At 55.4% G+C, this 17,685-nt stretch carries 10 protein-coding genes; 4 read left to right on the plus strand and 6 right to left on the minus strand.

The genetic code is table 11. From position 1 onward, the window contains the following. Positions 1 to 209: 209 nt before the first annotated feature. Both AU182_RS12635 and AU182_RS12640 read left to right on the plus strand, forming a co-directional pair. Positions 210 to 2,009 (plus strand): carbohydrate-binding protein, encoded by a 1,800-nt coding sequence (locus tag AU182_RS12635; RefSeq protein WP_066965750.1) that lies wholly within the window; start codon positions 210 to 212, stop codon positions 2,007 to 2,009. Between the two features lie 193 nt (positions 2,010 to 2,202). Next, positions 2,203 to 3,282: an SMP-30/gluconolactonase/LRE family protein gene (locus tag AU182_RS12640; RefSeq protein ID WP_066965753.1), complete on the plus strand. Its 1,080-nt coding sequence runs from the start codon at positions 2,203 to 2,205 to the stop codon at positions 3,280 to 3,282. 201 nt (positions 3,283 to 3,483) lie between these two features. Here AU182_RS12640 and eno read toward each other — a convergent pair whose 3' ends face one another. The 3 genes from eno to AU182_RS12655 are packed head-to-tail and all read right to left on the minus strand — an operon-like array spanning position 3,484 to position 7,282. Continuing rightward, entirely contained in the window at positions 3,484 to 4,806 is a 1,323-nt protein-coding gene (gene eno, locus AU182_RS12645) for a phosphopyruvate hydratase (protein WP_227718248.1), read from the minus strand. Beyond that, positions 4,803 to 5,795, minus strand: coding sequence for a phosphotransferase family protein (locus AU182_RS12650; RefSeq protein ID WP_066965756.1), 993 nt, complete (start codon positions 5,793 to 5,795; stop codon positions 4,803 to 4,805). The genes eno and AU182_RS12650 overlap by 4 nt, the downstream gene beginning before the upstream one ends. 2 nt (positions 5,796 to 5,797) lie before the next feature. Continuing rightward, positions 5,798 to 7,282 (minus strand): aldehyde dehydrogenase, encoded by a 1,485-nt coding sequence (locus AU182_RS12655; protein ID WP_227718249.1) that lies wholly within the window; start codon positions 7,280 to 7,282, stop codon positions 5,798 to 5,800. Positions 7,283 to 7,563: 281 nt separating this feature from the next. Between AU182_RS12655 and AU182_RS12660 the strand changes: the two genes are divergently transcribed. Both AU182_RS12660 and AU182_RS12665 read left to right on the plus strand, forming a co-directional pair. Continuing rightward, positions 7,564 to 9,999 carry an agarase gene (locus AU182_RS12660; RefSeq protein WP_066965761.1) on the plus strand — a complete coding sequence of 812 codons (2,436 nt, stop codon included), beginning with the start codon at positions 7,564 to 7,566 and terminating at the stop codon, positions 9,997 to 9,999. Between the two features lie 401 nt (positions 10,000 to 10,400). Then, on the plus strand, positions 10,401 to 14,495 hold the full coding sequence (locus tag AU182_RS12665; protein ID WP_066965765.1) for a carbohydrate-binding protein: 4,095 nt from the start codon (positions 10,401 to 10,403) through the stop codon (positions 14,493 to 14,495). A 103-nt stretch (positions 14,496 to 14,598) separates the two neighbouring features. Here the strand turns inward: AU182_RS12665 and AU182_RS12670 are convergent, their stop codons facing one another. From AU182_RS12670 to AU182_RS16305, 3 genes are read right to left on the minus strand one after another with little or no spacing between them, the layout of a single operon-like run. Continuing rightward, positions 14,599 to 15,363: a ThuA domain-containing protein gene (locus AU182_RS12670; protein ID WP_227718250.1), complete on the minus strand. Its 765-nt coding sequence runs from the start codon at positions 15,361 to 15,363 to the stop codon at positions 14,599 to 14,601. Between the two features lie 18 nt (positions 15,364 to 15,381). Next, the gene (locus AU182_RS12675) at positions 15,382 to 17,070 is read right to left on the minus strand and encodes a GMC oxidoreductase (RefSeq protein ID WP_066965771.1); all 1,689 of its coding nucleotides are present in this window, start codon (positions 17,068 to 17,070) and stop codon (positions 15,382 to 15,384) included. Positions 17,071 to 17,098: 28 nt separating this feature from the next. Continuing rightward, the gene (locus tag AU182_RS16305; protein WP_082859425.1) at positions 17,099 to 17,629 is read right to left on the minus strand and encodes a gluconate 2-dehydrogenase subunit 3 family protein; all 531 of its coding nucleotides are present in this window, start codon (positions 17,627 to 17,629) and stop codon (positions 17,099 to 17,101) included. Positions 17,630 to 17,685 lie beyond the last annotated feature (56 nt).

Raw genomic sequence — 17,685 nt, forward strand, 5'->3', positions numbered from 1 at the left:
CGCTCCATTAACATTCGATAAATACGAAAACACTTGAACGCTCGGCAGAAGATCCGGCACTGAGTGCCTGGAAATGCGAACGAATCCCCATTCCGCATCTGAGCAATCACTGGCCACTTCAAATTGTCAACAATTAACAGTAACCTAAACGCTCCGACATAACAATAATGCGCTCATCCAGTATCGGATTGAGAGCAAGGAGCAAAGCGATGAAAACCACTCAGGGCGCCCTGGCGGCGCTTGTGTTTAGTACCCCATTGATGGCCGCAGACTGGAACGGCATCCCGGTCCCCGCTGACGCAGGCCCCGGCAACACCTGGGAACTACACTCCCTTTCCGACGACTTTAACTACGCGGCACCGGCGTCCGGCAAGAGCGCCAGCTTCTTTGAGCGCTGGAGCGAAGGCTTTATCAACCCATGGCTCGGCCCGGGAGAGACCGAATACCACGCGCCCAACTCCTCCGTGGAAGACGGTAACCTGGTGATCAAGGCCACCCGCAAACCGGGCACCATCAAGATCCACACCGGGGCCATCCACTCCAAAGAGAGTCTGACCTACCCGCTTTATATGGAAGCGCGGGTAAAGATCACCAATCTCACCCTGGCCAATGCCTTCTGGTTACTCAGTTCCGATTCCACGCAGGAGATCGATGTACTGGAGTCCTACGGCAGTGACCGCCCCAGTGAAACCTGGTTCGACGAACGCCTGCATCTCAGCCACCACGTATTCATTCGCTCACCGTTCCAGGACTACCAACCCAAAGACGCCGGCAGCTGGTACCCGAACCCCAACGGCGGTACCTGGCGCGATCAGTGGATTCGCATCGGTACCTACTGGGTCGATCCGTGGACACTGGAGTACTACGTCAATGGCGAGCATGTGCGCACCGTGACCGGGCCGGAGATGATCGACCCCTACGGTTACACCGGTGGTACCGGCCTGAGCAAACCGATGCAGGTAATCTTTGATGCCGAGCACCAGCCATGGCGCGATGCCCAGGGGACAGCACCCCCCACCGATGCAGAACTCGCCGATCCCAGCCGTAATCGCTTCCTTGTCGACTGGGTACGTTTTTACAAACCAGTGCCGGCAGATAATGGCGGCGGCGATCCCGGCAACGGCGGAAATCCGGGTAATGGCGGCGACGGCGAAACCATAACCGTCGAACTGGGTAACTTTACCGACACCGGTAAATCCGGCGCGGCCGTCGCCGGCGATACGGTCCCAGGTTTCAACCGCAACGGTGCCGACAATATCAACTACAACACCCTGGGCGACTGGGGCGACTACACCGTAAACTTCCCGGAAGCCGGCCAATATGCCGTTGAGCTGGTCGCCGCCTCCCCCACCACTTCCGGCATCGCCGCCGACATTCAGGTGGACGGCAGCTACGTGGGCACCATTCCCATGAGCAGCACCGGCGCCTGGGAGCTGTACAACACCTTCAGCCTGCCCGACACCATCTATATCGCCAGCGCAGGTAATCACACAATTCGTGTACAGAGTGCTGGCGGCGCCGGCTGGCAATGGAACGGTGATGAGATCCGCTTTACCAAAACCGACGGCGGCACCTCGAACCCACCACCGGCAACCGGCGCGAGCGTCACCATCGAAGCGGAAGCCTTCGCCAGTGTTGGCGGCACCTTTGCAGACGGCCAGGCTCAACCCATCAGTGTCTACACCGCTAATGGCAACACCGCCATCAACTATGTCAACAAAGGTGACTTCGCCGACTACACAGTAACCATCGCCGAGGCGGGCACCTATGAAATTCACTATCAGGCAGGTAGTGGGGTGACTGGTGGCAGTATCGAATTTCTGGTGAATGAGAACGGCAGCTGGAACAGCAAAACCGTTACTGCTGTACCGAATCAGGGATGGGACAATTTCCAGGTACTGGACGGTGGCAGCGTCTACCTGGAGGCGGGAACCCATCAGGTTCGCCTTTACGGCGTCGGCAGTAATGACTGGCAGTGGAACTTGGATAAGTTCGTGCTAAGTAATTAACCACCAGTCATACCAGTAGAACAGGGGCCAGCGGCCCCCTGTTCTAGTTACGCGATACGAAACACATCTCTACCGCACCCGGCCGCACATTCCTGTACTTATCATTCGTCCACCCAGCGTATTTGTAGATTTGACACCTCGAAGGACATAGACTCAGCACACTCAGGGATTCAGTCTTAATGGGAAGGAACCAATGAAAACAGCAGGCATCTCAATAACACTCATTCTGGGACTGGTACTTGGTTACTTACTTCTCGCACCAGTCCCCATAGATCCCAAGGCATGGACGGCACCAGCCAACCCCGGATATAGCGGCCAGTTTGCGGTCAACAATAAGCTGGCTGAGCTGGATCAGATCGACATTGGCGAATGGACGGGCCCGGAAGATGTGGTGCTGGATGACCAGGGTCGGATCTATATTTCCGTACACGAAGGCCGCATCCTGCGCCTGAGTGCAGATGGCGCCCACCACGAAGTGTTTGCTGAAACCGGCGGCCGCCCACTTGGACTAGCATTTGACCAACAGGGGAACCTGATTGTGGCGGATGCCTTCCTGGGACTACTCTCTATCAGCCCCTCCGGTGTGAAGACCCTACTCACCAACAAGCTCGACGAATCCCCAATTCTCTATGCGAACAACCTCGATATCGCCAGCGACGGCACCATCTACTTCACCGATGCCTCAACGAAGTTTGGTGCAAAGCAATGGGGTGGTAGCTACCCCGCCAGCCTGTTGGACCTGATGGAGCATGGTGGTCACGGGCGCGTGTTGAGCTACTCGCCTGCGGACAACAAAACAAAATTGATTTATCAGGGGCTGAATTTCGCCAATGGCCTGGCACTGGCGCCCGACGAACAGTCCGTGCTGGTCAATGAGACCGGTAACTACCGGGTAGTGCGAGTGGATATCGCCGCGGAAAATCGCGGGGAACTTTCGGAGGTCATTGGCGAGCTACCGGCCTTCCCCGATAACCTGAACCGTGGACTGGATGGAAAATACTGGGTCGGCCTGGTATCGCCGAGAAACCCGCTGCTGGACAAAATTTCCGACCGCCCCTTTTTACGGGAAGTCGTGCAGCGCCTACCACAGTTTATGCGCCCCAAGGCCACCTACTACGGCCATGTAATCGCGATCAACGAAGCGGGCGATGTATTGCTGGACCTGCAAGATCCCTCTGGCGGATATGCGACAACCACCGGGGTATTTGAAACACCGGAATACCTTTATATAGGCAGCCTGCTCTCAAAAAACCTGGGAAGAAAGCTCAAATAATAACCAGCCCGTGATTTTTCCAGAAGCCATATACGCCCCGCGTCAGGGAAAGCACAAGGCGACCTATCGGCGGCATTCAAAATAGCAAATCGACCGGCTGTCGCTGGGTCAATCCACGGTACGTGCCACAGTGGATGGAGTCCGCCCTAACATCACCTGCTCAGCCGGCTACAGAAAGCCGGCTGAACAAAGTGAAAGTACTTACACCTCCCCGAAGATCGTCTTGTACAGTTCTGCACCCTCAAACCGCGCCCGACTACCCAGGCTCCGCTCAATCCGCAGCACTTCATTCCACTTCACCATACGCTCACTGCGGGCGAAGGAACCGACTTTGAGCTGGCCCGCGTTGGTCGCAACCGCGAGATGGGCAATAAACGCATCTTCGGTTTCACCAGAACGCGCCGAAACGACGGGGAGCCAGCCGGCATTCTGGGTCATTTCGATCGCAGCCATGGTTTCAGAAACGGTGCCGATCTGGTTTAGTTTGATCAGAACCGAATTGGCGAGCTGGCTGTCGATGCCGTTCTGGATGCGTTCAATGTTGGTGGTAAACAGGTCGTCACCGATAACCTGTACGCGCTTGCCCACTTCCGCGGTGAAGCGCTTCCAGCTGTCGAAATCGGTATCGGCGAAGGGGTCTTCGATGGAGATGATGGGGTACTTGTCGCACCACTCTATCATCAGATCGCAGAATTCTTCAGGTGTGAAGGAAGTGCCGTCTTTTCTCAGCTGGTAACGCTGGCCGTCGTACAGATCGCTGGCGGCGATATCCAAAGAGATCGCAACGTCTTTGCCTGCTTCATAGCCCGCCAGGCGCACGGCTTCCAGTAGCACTTCGAAGGGTTCTTCGTTACGGTCGAATGCTGGCCACCAGCCACCTTCGTCGGCCAGGCCGACGCTTTTGCCCCGTGCCTTCATCACTTCACCGGCGGCGTGGTAGATATTGAAGGTCATTTCCAGGGTTTCTTGATAAGTTTGGGCCCCTACCGCAATGATCAGGAAATCCTGAATATCGATGGCCCAGTCGGCGTGGGCACCACCGCCTAGAATCTGGATTTCGTTCAGTGGCAACAGAGTGCCCTGCTCTTTGCCTCGTACCGCACTCAGGTACTCGTACAACGGTACACCGCGGACGTTGGCGGCGGCGCGGGCGCAGGCCATGGATACGCCGAGTGTGGCGTTGGCGCCGAGGCGGGATTTATTGGCGGTGCCGTCCAGCTCAACGAGCTTGCTGTCGATGGCTTTCAGGTCGGTGACCGGCATGCCCCTCAATGAGGGAGCAATTTCTTTCTGGATATTTTCAATCGCCCCAAATACAGACTTGCCGCGAAAGCGCGCTTTATCACCGTCGCGGAGCTCCAATGCTTCGAACTGGCCGGTGGAAGCACCGCTCGGCACCAAGCCTGCTCCGGTGATGCCGTTTTCGAGGGTGACCTGCACCTCTACAGTAGGAAAACCGCGGGAATCGTAAATCTGAAAAGCGTCAATACTCTGGATATTCATGGTTTTCTTACCGTTATTCATGCAGCAGTGACAAGCTCCGTCCATTGATGGACGACTTGATTGAGTGTTTTGGGGGAATCCGGGATTACAGAGTAAGCAAAATCCCGTACGGTTTGCTGCTGGCTGCTGTCGAGGTATTCCACCGGGGATTTTCCATCCACTCGAGCCAACATCAGCATTGGCAACAAATGGCTGAGACGCGCTTCGAATTGGCCGTCGACTACTGTGTCTGCCGCGAGGGTGTAGCTTTCCCACACCTTCAGGCCGAGGCCCAGTATCTGCGCAGCATCTTTCGGCCGATGTAGCGCTTTCAGTAGGAAGTGGTTAAGCAGGAAGGCGACATCGAATACCGGATCGCCGTACCAGGCGACCTCACAATCCAGAATCACCAGCCGGCCACTGCCGACCATCAGGTTTTTGGGGCTGTAGTCACCATGAATCAGGCAGGTGCTAGTGCTCGCGATGCGCTCTGCTTCTGCTGTGAAGTACGGATTGAGCTGCGGATGCCGGCTGCCGGTTTTCAGCAGGTAGGGATCCAGTCGCAGTTCGGTGAAGTCTTTGAGGGTGTCAAATTTTTCCCGGGCAACCGCATCCCCGAGGGATCTGCGGTGAATGGTTCCGAGGTAATCACCGGCGAGGCGCGCGTACTGTCGGTCGTACTCCCCCAGCAGCAGGCGGGACTTCCAGTTCTCCAGGCCACCCTCAATCATTTCCATGCAGAAAAAATACTTTTCTGCATCGGAATAGAGAATGGCGGGCACAGACTCTGGCAGGAATGCACCGACATAACGCAGGTATTCCTGCTCGGTGATATTGCGTTTGATATCCGCAAACCAATCGTCTTTTACCTTGAGCTTGTCCAGCGCACGCTTAACGACAAAGCGTGCCTGACCGTCGTCTACCAGCAGGATCTCGCAAGAAACCCCGCCGGAGAGCGGGGTAAAGGTTGCATCCTGTGAGTGCAGAAGACCTTTGTCGATCAGGTAATGACATAACGCTACCTGATCCACAGTTATTCCTCTTCGGGTTCGGCGATCGAAAGATTGCGCGTGTAGTCCAGCATGGTTTCACGGCTGTTCACACCGCCGCCCATACCGCTGGCGCTGCAGGCGCCATAGGGAAGACCGTAAGCGAATACGTTGTGGGCATTGACCCAGCTGTTGCCGGAAACCATTTTCTTGGCGATGGCAATGGCGCGGTCGTTGTTACCGGTCCAGACACTGTTTGCCAGGCCGTAGTCCAGGCTGTTCACCTGGCGCAGTGCATCCGCATCGTCTTTGAAGGTGGTGATATAGGCGACTGGGCCAAAGATTTCTTCGCGGAAACAGATGTTTTCTTCGGAGCCCATCAACAACGTGGGACTGACGTAATAGCCAGAGCGCTCCGCATCGGAAACATTCTTGCCGCCGTAAACCACTTCGGCGCCCTGCTCCTGGCCCTGCTGTATATAGCCATTGACGGTATTCAGTTGGCGCTCGCTCACCAACGGGCCCATCTGGCTATCCTCATTCATACCGGCTTTGATCAGCACCTTGTCTAGCTCAACCTTTACCTTCTCGATAAATTCGGAGGCGACACTCTCGTGCACAATCCAACGGGTTGCGGTGCAGCACACCTGCCCGGTATTCAGGGTAATGGCTCCGGCAAGGCCGGCGGCCGCCGCACTGATATTGGCATCGTCACAGATAATGGAGGCACCCTTGCCGCCCAGCTCCAACTTTACCGGCTTGAGGTTCGCGCCACAGGCTTCACCGATCAGGCGGCCAACCCGGGAGGAACCGGTGAAGGACACGAAGCGCACTTTCGGATGGCGGGTGAAAACGGTACCCACTTCCGGGCCCTCACCGGGCAACACATTGATCACGCCGGCGGGGAAGCCTGCCTCTTCCGCCAATTTGGCGAGGTACAGAGTAGACAGGGGAGTAACTTCCGACGGTTTTACCACCACGGTATTACCCGCTGCCAATGCCGGTGCAATGCCCCACTGGCACAGGGTCAAGGGGAAATTCCAGGGGAAGATAAAGCCAACCACACCATAAGGCAGGCGCACCGTATGGGCCTGCTTCATACCCGCCAGAGTCAATGGGGTTTCAAATTTTTCCTGTTCGCACAGATCGGCGAAATAACGTAGACATTCGATACCAAAAGGAACATCGAAACCGCGGGCGTTCTCCACTGGCTTACCTACGTCCAGAGCTTCCAGCTGTGAAAGTTCTTCCGCATCGCGCTCACACAGATCTGCCAGCTTGCGCAGCAGTGCGGCGCGCTCGGCGGGTGTAGTGTGCTGCCAGGACTGGAATGCGGTGTGCGCTGCCTCAATGGCCTGCTCAGCATCCGATGCCACAGCCTCGGCAATGATGGCCAGAGGACTCTTGTCCGCAGGGTTTTCAACGGCCATCGACTTGCCGCTGCCGCCGGTCACCCAGGCACCATTTGAAAAGAAGGGAACGGGGGACTGGCGGAGGAACGCCTGCACTTTCGCGGTTGTTTCGATCATCGCTTTACCCATTATTTTGGTTACTGACTAAAGGTGGGACTGCTGTGAAGCCGACACTACCTTTTTTGTCAACAATCTACAACAACTTTTAGGGCCCATGGGTCGATCCTCTCTCAATGGCAGTTCATGGGATGCGCAGCCAAGTGGACCGCCATAAAGACACGCATGACACGATAGTTCAACCCAGCACAACATTGTAAACAATTCACTATTTACAAATCGATTGAGACGCCATTAGCATCCTGCTCAACAAAAGCCATAAAACGATACGGAGAGAACGGATGAAGCCGCATTCCCTGCCCACCCGACTTGCCCTACTGACCCTGACCGCAACCCTGGTTGCCTGCGGGGGTGGCGGCAATGGTGGTTCCAACAACGATCAGCCGCCGCAGGACGGCGGCGAAGCGCAGCAGGACACGCGGCCTGATGCCTTTTCCTTCACCGCCATTTCGGATGCGGCCAGGGATACCGCTTACACCTCCAATGCCGTTACTGTTACCGGTATCAATGCGATGGCCAACATCAGCATCAGTGGCGGCGAGTATTCGGTAAACGACGGCGACTTCACCAGCGATGCGGGCACCGTGGAAAACGGGGACCGCGTTTCCGTTCGGGTGACCACCGGTAGTGAATACAGCACTACGGTCACCGCATCGGTCACAATTGGTGGCGTAAGCGCAGACTACTCTGTGACGACCATGGTGGAGCCGGCACAACCCGCGCCGCCGGTGGACGACACGGTAAAAGTAGACTTCAACCTGAATATGCGGCACACCGTAGGCGGTGCCTCCGAGTTTGACCGACGGAAATTTATTACCGTGCACGCATCGAATACGGAGAACGACTGGTTTGGCGGCAATTCGCAAAGTGCCGGCGCACCCAATGATGATCCGGACCTGATGACAAATTTTCTCGAAGGTTATGATGTCTATCTCGGTCGTGATACTGGCGGCATGAAATGGCAGCTCAGCCAGCTTCCGGAAGATGGGGCACGCCCTGGGTTTATAGATGTTGAGGCAGCCAAAACCAATGGCGGCAGCGCTCGCTGGAACTACACCCAAAGTAATACAGATAACGCGGCATTAGCTCGAAAACACGAGCATCGCGCCACTGACATGATCGTCGGCGGCCAACAGCACCCATATTGGCCAAATGGCGACGACACCGGTATGGGCTGGTCTTTCTCCACAGCAGATACCCAGGAAGAACCCTTCGGTACCGCAGTCGGGCACTTTATGGCGACATTCCTCTATGAATACTTTAATCGTGGTGAGGATGATGCATATGGGCAGCCAAAGCCTGTGTTCCTAGAGGTTATGAATGAACCCTTATACGAACTGGTGGATTACCCGAAAGACGTCGACGAAGGCACCACACCGGAGGACGTATTTCATTTTCATAACGCAGTAGCGAACGAACTACGTGCATATCGAGACCAATGGGGACAGGCTTCTCATGAAAATGTGTTGATCGGCGGCTATACAGTGGCCTTCCCCGATTTTGAGAAGAGTGATTTCAACCGCTGGGAAGAGCGCGACAAGCTGTTTATCGATATTGCGGGTGCGAATATGGACTTTCTGTCCGTGCACTTCTATGACTTCCCGGCCTTCAATGGCACCCGTCAGCTACGGCGTGGCAGCAATGTGGAAGCCACCTTCGACATGCTCGAGCAGTACAGCCTGATCGCCACCGGAGAGCGTAAACCCTTCGTGATTTCCGAAATCGGTGCCACCGTTCACAGCATGATGAATGATCCGTGGTCACCGGAACGGGACGGCTACAAGCTGCGCGCCTTGAACGGACTGACCATGAATATGCTGGAACGTCCGGATCAGATTCTTAAATCCATCCCGTTTGTCACGATCAAAGCCGAGTGGGGCCGCCAGTCGGATACCGTTCCCTACACCAACCGACTAATGCGCCAGAGAAAAGAGGCCTCTGGCGAGACTGGCGACGCCTGGGTATATACCGAGTTCGTGAAGTTCTACCAACTCTGGTCAGACGTCAAGGGCACTCGGGTCGACAGCTGGGCGAGCGATCTAGACATCCAGGTGAATGCTTATGTCGATGGAGATACTGCGTACCTGGTGCTGAATAATCTGGAACAGGAAGACACCGAGCTAAGCCTGGCTACGCTGGGTGTCGCTGGGAACAGCCTGCAAAGTGTGACCATCAAGGAACTACATTACGGCCGCGATGGAAAGCCGGTACTGGACGAGCGTGACACAACAGATCTGCCAGAGATGTACACGCTGAAGTCAGAAGCTACCACTGTACTGCAATTGACGTACGCAGACACGATAGTAATCGATGACGATCTTACAGAAACCAAGTACTACGCCGACAAATACAAGCAGGCCATCATTACCGATGCCAAGCTGCAGTTTGCCATTAACGACGTGGTAGTGGCCGATAATGGTGAAGCTGTATTGCGCCTGGGTATTGGTCGCGATCATGGAAAATCCCTTACACCGATGGTTACTGTTAACGGTAATGCTGTCACCGTCCCGGAAGACTATCAGGGGTACGATCAGTACTACGATGGCAAGGGTCGTGCTCAATTCTTTGGCGTACTGGAAGTCCCTGTAGATCTTGAATATTTAAATGAAGACAACTCCGTAGAAGTCGTCTTCGATGACGATGGCGGTTTTGTAAGTACCGCAACGCTGCAAGTCTTCAACAGTAGCGCAGCACTGACACGCGGGACGCGCGACTAAAGACCCAACCAAGTCAGCAACAAGACCTTCCTTTCAAATATTCTTGCAAAGCCCTGCAGGCCGGCGGTATCCCCCCGGCCTGCCTTTTTGCCCCCCAATATGTCGAGAACTAGAGGCAGTTCTCACCCCCGCAAAAAACATCGGCAAAAAACACGACAATCCTCATTCGCCCAATTGTAAATTGTTAACAGTTTATTGTTTAATGTGCATGACGGCAGATATAACGCTAACAAGCGCCGCAAACCCAAACCAGCCTCTTATTGCTGTTTTCGCGGCAACTGCTGTCGACCTGGAGCCACTCACCGTGCGCTCCGCCATTCCGAGGTACCGGCGGATCACCCGAGCGGCTCAAAAAATAATAACGACACCCGCAGTACCGTGTCTCAATCTCGGAGCAAGCGATGAAATACCCCTATTCCAGGCGTCCACTGGCGCTGGCACAGTCTGTGCTGGCTGCTGGTCTCGCCTTTAGTACGGCGGCAACCGCGGCAGACTACCGCATTGAAGCGGAGTCCTTCAGCAGTGTTGGTGGCACCTATGCCGATGGCCAGCCGCAAAAAATCAGTGTCTACAGTGTCAATGGCGTTAACGCCATCAACTACGTCAACCGTGGCGACTACGCCGAGTACTCCCTGCAGGTAGCCGAAGCAGGTACGTACAATCTGCAATATCTGATTGGCACCAGCGTGTCCTCCGGTGCGGAAATCGATTTCCAGATCGGTGGCGGTTCCAGCTGGACCTCGCTCGTGAAAAAAGCCGTTCCAGCGGGCAATTGGGATAATTTCCAGCCACTGGACGCCGGTAACATTTCCCTCCCCGCCGGCACGGTAAATCTGCGCGTGACCGGCTCCGGCAGCAATGACTGGCAGTGGAACCTGGATGCACTGGAACTCACACTGGTCAGCGCTAGCGGCGGCTCCAGCAGCAGCTCCAGTAGCGGTGGCAGTGGCAGCAGCTCCAGTAGCAGTGGCGGCGGCAGCACCGACTTCACCGTAGAAGCAGAGAGCTTCACCCAGGTCGGCGGTACCTACGCCGACGGCCAGCCGCAAAAAATCAGCGTTTACTCGGTAAATGGTGCGACGGCAATCAACTACGTCAACAAAGCCGACTATGCCGAATACACGATTTCCGTTCCCCAAGCCGGTAATTACGACCTGACCTATTTCGCTGGCACCGCGATTAACGGCGGCCGCATTGACTTCCAGCACAACAACGGCGGAAGCTGGCAAACTCTGGCACAAACCAGTGTGCCGAATGTCGGTTGGGACAACTTCCAGGCATTGGCCGGAGGCAGCGTTTACCTACCAGCAGGTACACAGCAAATTCGCGTTTACGGTGGTGGCACCAACGACTGGCAGTGGAACCTCGATCGAATCGAGCTGAGCTACGATAGTGCCGGCTCCGGCTCTAGCGGCGGCTCGTCTTCCAGTTCCTCAAGCTCATCCAGTTCTTCGTCCAGCTCCAGCTCCAGCTCGAGCTCATCTGGCGGTAGCAGTTCGAGCTCCTCCTCCAGCTCATCGAGCTCATCTTCCTCCTCAAGCTCCGGAGGCTCCAGCTCCGGTGGCAGCAGCCCCGGTAACGGCAGCCCGGTTTCCGGCACCTTCACTCTGCAGGCGGAAAGTGCGCACGTTGTGGGTGGAGAAATCGAGACCTATGCCATCAACGGTGGCACGGCGGTGAACTACTTCAACAGTGGCGACTACCTCGAGTACAACCTGAGCCTGGATCAATCCGGTCTGTATCAACCAAAATTCTACGTGGGCACCGGTAACACCTCCGGGAGCGCCGTAGGCCTGATGGCGACCGACCACGAAGGTGAGCTGGTCATCAAGAACATTACCGACGTGCAAAGTCAGGGCGACTGGGACAGTTTCTACCTGCTCAACGCCTCCAGCGAAATCAATCTGTTCGCGGGCGACCTCACCATCCGTGTTTATGGAGCGGGCAGCCAGGACTTCCAGTTCAATATCGACTACGCGATTTTTGAGCGTGTAGGCGACGCGGACCTGGCGCTCGATGGCGACGGCGACGGCACCCCGGATGTTTCAGATCAGTGCCCGAGCACCGATCCGGCGGAAACTGCAAACAGCGTAGGCTGCGCCCCTTCCCAACTGGACACCGATGAAGACGGCATTACCGACAATCTGGATCAGTGCCCGACCACGGGTGCCGATGAGTTTGTCAACGCGGTAGGCTGTGCCAGCGCGGGCGGTGACGACGACGACTTCGACGGTGTACTAAACAGCGCCGACAACTGCGCAAACACGCCGTACGGTCAGAATGTCGACCCCTCTGGCTGTACCGGCTTTGCCGACAGCGACGGTGATGGTGTTGCCAACAGTGCAGACAACTGCCCTTCGACCCCCGCTGGCGAGTTTGCCAACGAGTCCGGCTGCTCGGCCTCACAGGTGGGCAATAGTCACAGTGCAACCGTAACGGTGAACGCGAACATCAAACACAGCGTCAACGGTGTTTCCGATTTCGGCCGTAACCGTCACATCACTGCGCACACCACCATTTACGAGAATGACTGGAAAGGCCACGCCGACAAGCTGAACTATTTCCTGAACACTCTCGACGTAACCCTGGGCCGCGACAACGGCACCGCAACTTGGAAATTCCAGGACACCAAAGAAGATCCAAACAAAGCCAACTGGCCGGATATGGATTACATGGTGACACGCGGTCAGGAACTCCGCGAGAGCTACGAAGCGAATGCCTTCTACAAACGCTTCAGCCCGGAAAGCACCGAGCTGATTGCCGGTACCAACCCGCATCCGACCTACCCGACCCTGAGCTGGTACGACAACGGTAAGACCTGGCACGGCTGGCAGCCGATGGATATCGAAACTTCCGCAGCGTGGATGGGCCAATATCTGAAGCACTACTACGCCAACTCCAGCAACGGCAATGTGGGCGACCCCATGCCAAAATACTGGGAAGTGATTAACGAACCGGACATGGAAATGAAAACCGGTAAGTTCATGGTCACTAACCAGGAAGCGCTGTGGGAATACCACAACCTGGTTGCACAGGAAATCCGCTCCAAACTCGGTAACGAAGCACCGATGATCGGCGGCATGACCTGGGGTCAGCACGACTTCTACCGTCGCGATGGTATCTCCCGCTTTGCAGACGACAACTACGATCAGTGGATCACCGACGAAGACCCAGAAGTACAGGAAGCCGCAAGAGCCTTCTTCCGCAATGCGATGACCACAACGGTTGATGATACCCGCAGCCAGGACTGGTATCAGTGGGATGTAATGTGGAAAGGCTTTATGGATGCTGCCGGTCACAACATGGACTTCTATGCCGTACATGTGTACGACTGGCCAGGCGTCTCCAACGATTCAACGTCGACATTGCGCCGCGGCGGACACCTACCGGCCATGCTAGACATGATGGAGTGGTATGACGTCCATCAAAATGGGGCAGCCAACCGCACACCCATCGTACTTTCCGAGTATGGCGCTGTGCAGGGTGGCTGGGATTATCTGGCACACAACAGTCGTTACGAGTCTGAGGTGGTCAAATCCTTTAACGCCATGCTGATGCAGATCCTGGATCGACCTGACTACGTCATAAAATCCATGCCGTTTACCCCCGCAAAACCACTGTGGGGCTACAAGCCATTCGGTTGCGGCTATGAAGAGGTGCGCACCTGTACCGCGCCCTACCACTACAGCATGATGAAAGAGTCTCAGCTGAACAATAACGACTGGCACTGGTCCGACTACATTCAGTTTTTCGAACTGTGGGCCGATGTAGACGGCACACGAGTGGATGCTGTTTCCTCCGATGCCGACGTACAAGTGCAATCCTATGTAGATGGAAACGAAGTATTCGTCATCATCAACAACCTGGAAACCGTCGCCACCACCATCGACCTCAACGTCGCTGGCCTCGGATCGGCAGTTCAGAATGTTGAAATGCGCAACATGCATTTCAACAGCAGCTTCGACACCATCACGGATCGGCATCATATGCAGCAGGCTCCGAGCAAGCTCACGCTGGCTGCCGATGGCACAGTGGTATTGCGCTACACTCTGAGCAACAATGTGGCGATCAACCAGTCCATGAACGAGAAGAAGTACTTCGGTAACAGTGTCAGTGGCGGTAGCGTACCGCATCGTATTACCGTAGCGGGCGGTGCAAAATCACTGCAGGTGAACAATGTCGCTGTTCCCTCGGGTTATGCCGAAGCACAACTGCGACTCACGGTAGCCCTGTTCCCAGGTGAAGACGACACCCCTGACAGCTTACTGCAGATCGACAGTCTGACCATCAATGGCCAGACCGTTGAGACGCCACTGGACTGGCGTGGACGCAAGCAGAACGCTGCAGAACGGTACTTCAACACCCTGGAGATTCCAGTACCCGCAGAACTGATTCAGGCAAACAACACGATCAGCGTGGACTTCCGTCACAACGGTGATCTCACCGTCGCGAATCTGATTATCAAAGACTACAGCACAACACCAGTGCGTAATTAAGTCGACTTACTGACTTACAGTCCAAAACAAAAAACCCCGCTCTGGTAACAGAGCGGGGTTTTTTATTGATTCAGCAAACGTTAAATGTAGAGATCGTCGGACTTTAGTCGATGCCTTTCCCGGTCGCGGCCCAGTAAATACCCCCGTAAAGGTGCGACAGGAACATGGCATTACCGTAAGACGCCGGCAAATGGCCGAGGCCCGTATAAAATGCCCGACCTCCGTCGTATTGCTGGTACCACGCCACGGGATGGAACTTACCCATACCCTCCGAATTAACTTCACCCCATGCGGCCTGCGCCTTGTAGGTGGTTTCATCCACCGCCAAAAGGTAATTCAGAGAGTCGCTGTGTTCGGGCCCATAGGTGTAATACTCCTCCGTCCACAGGAAACGGGCAGGCATATACTCGACACCCGGAAAGCCCGTCTCCAGTACATCCACTTTCGCGGACTGCACTGCCGGGTGAATCAGAAAATTCCGCCCAACCAAGCCCCGGTACCAGGACCAGTCGTACTCAGTATCCGCCGCCGAATGCACACCCACATAGCCTTTGCCGGAACGGATAAACGCCTGAAACGCGCCCTGTTGCCGTTCATTCAGTACATTACCGGTAGTCAACAGAAAAACCACCACATCGAATTGCTGCAGGTTCTCCAGGGTAAACGCCTCACTATCATCCGTGTGTACCGTCTCAAAATCATGCAGGCGGGACAGTTCTGTTACCGCGGAAACCGCTGCCGGAATACTCTCGTGTTGCCAGCCCGCCGTTTTGGTAAACAGCAGCGCCTTGAACTGAGCTGCCGATACTGGTGTGGTGGCCATCAGCGCGAGTAACGTTAGCGCCCGCTTCGCTGTCGATTTTTTCAAATTGTTCTTCCCGGCCATTCAAAGTAACCCCTGTTGCATTTGCTGGTCGGCATAGTCTACTGCCCGCGCGGTAAACGCCATAAACGTAATCGAAGGGTTCACACAGGATACGGACGAGAAGGCTGCGCCGTCCGTGACAAACAGGTTCTTCACATCATGGCACTGGTTCCACCTGTTCAGGTAAGAGGTTTCCACCGAATGCCCCATACAGGCGCCACCCATTTCGTGAATGGAGCCACCCGGGGGCGCCTCGCCTTCAAACGGGCGAATATTCTGCAAACCAGCCGCTTTGAGCATTTCTGCGGCGGTAACGCTCATATCATTGACCATGGCGCTCTCGTTTTTTCCATAGGCAACATCCGTAACCAGGATCGGCATGCCCCAACGATCTTTTTTACTGGGGTGGAGGGTAACGCGATTTTCGTATTTCGGCAGGCTCTCACCAAAACCCCACATGGTGAAATACCAGTTGCCGGGTTGACTGACCTTCTCCTTAAACGCCTTGCCAATACCTTTCCCGCTCTTTGCCCAGTGCCAGCCTGCTCGGCTGGCGCCGCACTGAAAACCGTAGCCACGCTCAAAGGCACCGTGTTTCTCGCGAATATTACGGAACCTGGGAATATACACGCCCCCGGGGCGCCGGCCCTTGTAATAGTCTTCGAGATAGCCGGGCACCATGCCCGAGGCCCCGCCGCCACCACAGTGATCCATAATATAGCGGCCCAGCAGATCGAAGCGGTTGCCAATTCCCTCCGGGAAAGTTTCAGATTTGGAATTCAGCAGAATCTGCACAGAGGCCAGGGTAGAGGCACACATAAAGACTACCCGTGACCGCGCCAGATTGCGCTCCCCAGTGCGCATATCTACATAAGCGACCCCACTGGCACGCCCGGAGCCCTGATCGTAGAGCACCTCCTGAACCTGGGCATTCGCCACCAGCGTCATATTTCCGGTGCGCTCGGCGGCCGGCAGCGCCGCCGAGTTGGACGAGTAGTAGGCACCAAATGAACAACCGCGAGGACACTCACTGCGGGCCTGGCATTGCACCCGCCCCAGTTCCAGGTGCTGCTTCTGGGGTTGCGTGAGGTGCGCGACCCGCGCGGGGATAAAATGCCGGTCGGGGAAGGCCTTTTCAATTTTCTTTTTCATATCCCGCTCAACTACATTGAGCGGCAATGCGGGCAAAAACTTGCCATCCGGCAAAACATCAAGACCTTCGTAGCTACCGGAGATCCCCACAAATGGCTCCACCCGGTCGTACCAGGGCTCGATATCCCCGTAGCGCACCGGCCAATCAATACCGTTACCATCCAGTTTGTTGGATTCGAAATCCAGTTTGCTCCAACGGTAGCTCTGGCGCCCCCAGATCAGCGACTTGCCGCCAACAGTCGCACTGCGATACCAGATAAACGGCTTCATCTGCTCATAGGGATGCTCGCGGTCATTGATCAGATGATGGCGGGTATAGTCGTTGTAGATATACACATTCTTCTGGATATGCTGCTCGGCCTTGATCTCCTCCGGTACATCCCCTCTAAACGGCATCTGCCAGGGTGCCTTACCCTCGGTTTTATACTGCCCGTGTTTGACCATCCCACCCCGGTCTAGTACCAGGGTTTTGTAGCCCTTTTCACAAAACTCTTTCGCCGCATAACCGCCGCTCATACCGGAGCCGACGACGATTACGTCGTATTCGGTGTTGCTCATTATTGCTTTCCTTCAAACTTACTGCGTGTTACAGCCAGGCGCGCCCTACTTCTGCCAGCTTGATTTCTTTGTAGGGACCCGGAACCGGGTCGTAACGCAATGCCTCTGTGGCACCAACTTGGGAGGTGTAATAGCCGATAACGATAAGCTCTTTGAGTTGCTTGTAGATGGCGCTCTCTCCGGGAGTACCAAGCCGATCATCCATAGCCCGAATTAGCGCAGTTTTGCGCTCTTCAGACAGTGCCAGAAAATCTGGTATTGATTGACCCCACAAGCTTCTTAGCCCTTCGACAAACACCTTGCTGGCCTTGGGCTCCAGAAATTCGCTCAAATAAAAATCGATATACCCTGGAACACCGGCCTGACTGGCCGAAGGCGTATCGGTTGGTGGAATAATAATGTCTGAAACTTCACCAACCAGCTTCCATTCATCTGGTTGTAGAAAACCAGTTGGATTCCCGCTAATAGAAAATGCAGCATCTAACGCGGTGAGATCATTAGAAAGGACGCCGTATCCAAGCAATGTTGAAATATTGATAAGAAAGTGTCTTCTATCCATATAAGAACCAAATAATGGGCGAAAAAAAGCCGCGTCTGTTTCCAGGCGCGGCAAGC

Source organism: Microbulbifer sp. Q7, from assembly GCF_001639145.1.
Lineage (GTDB): Bacteria > Pseudomonadota > Gammaproteobacteria > Pseudomonadales > Cellvibrionaceae > Microbulbifer.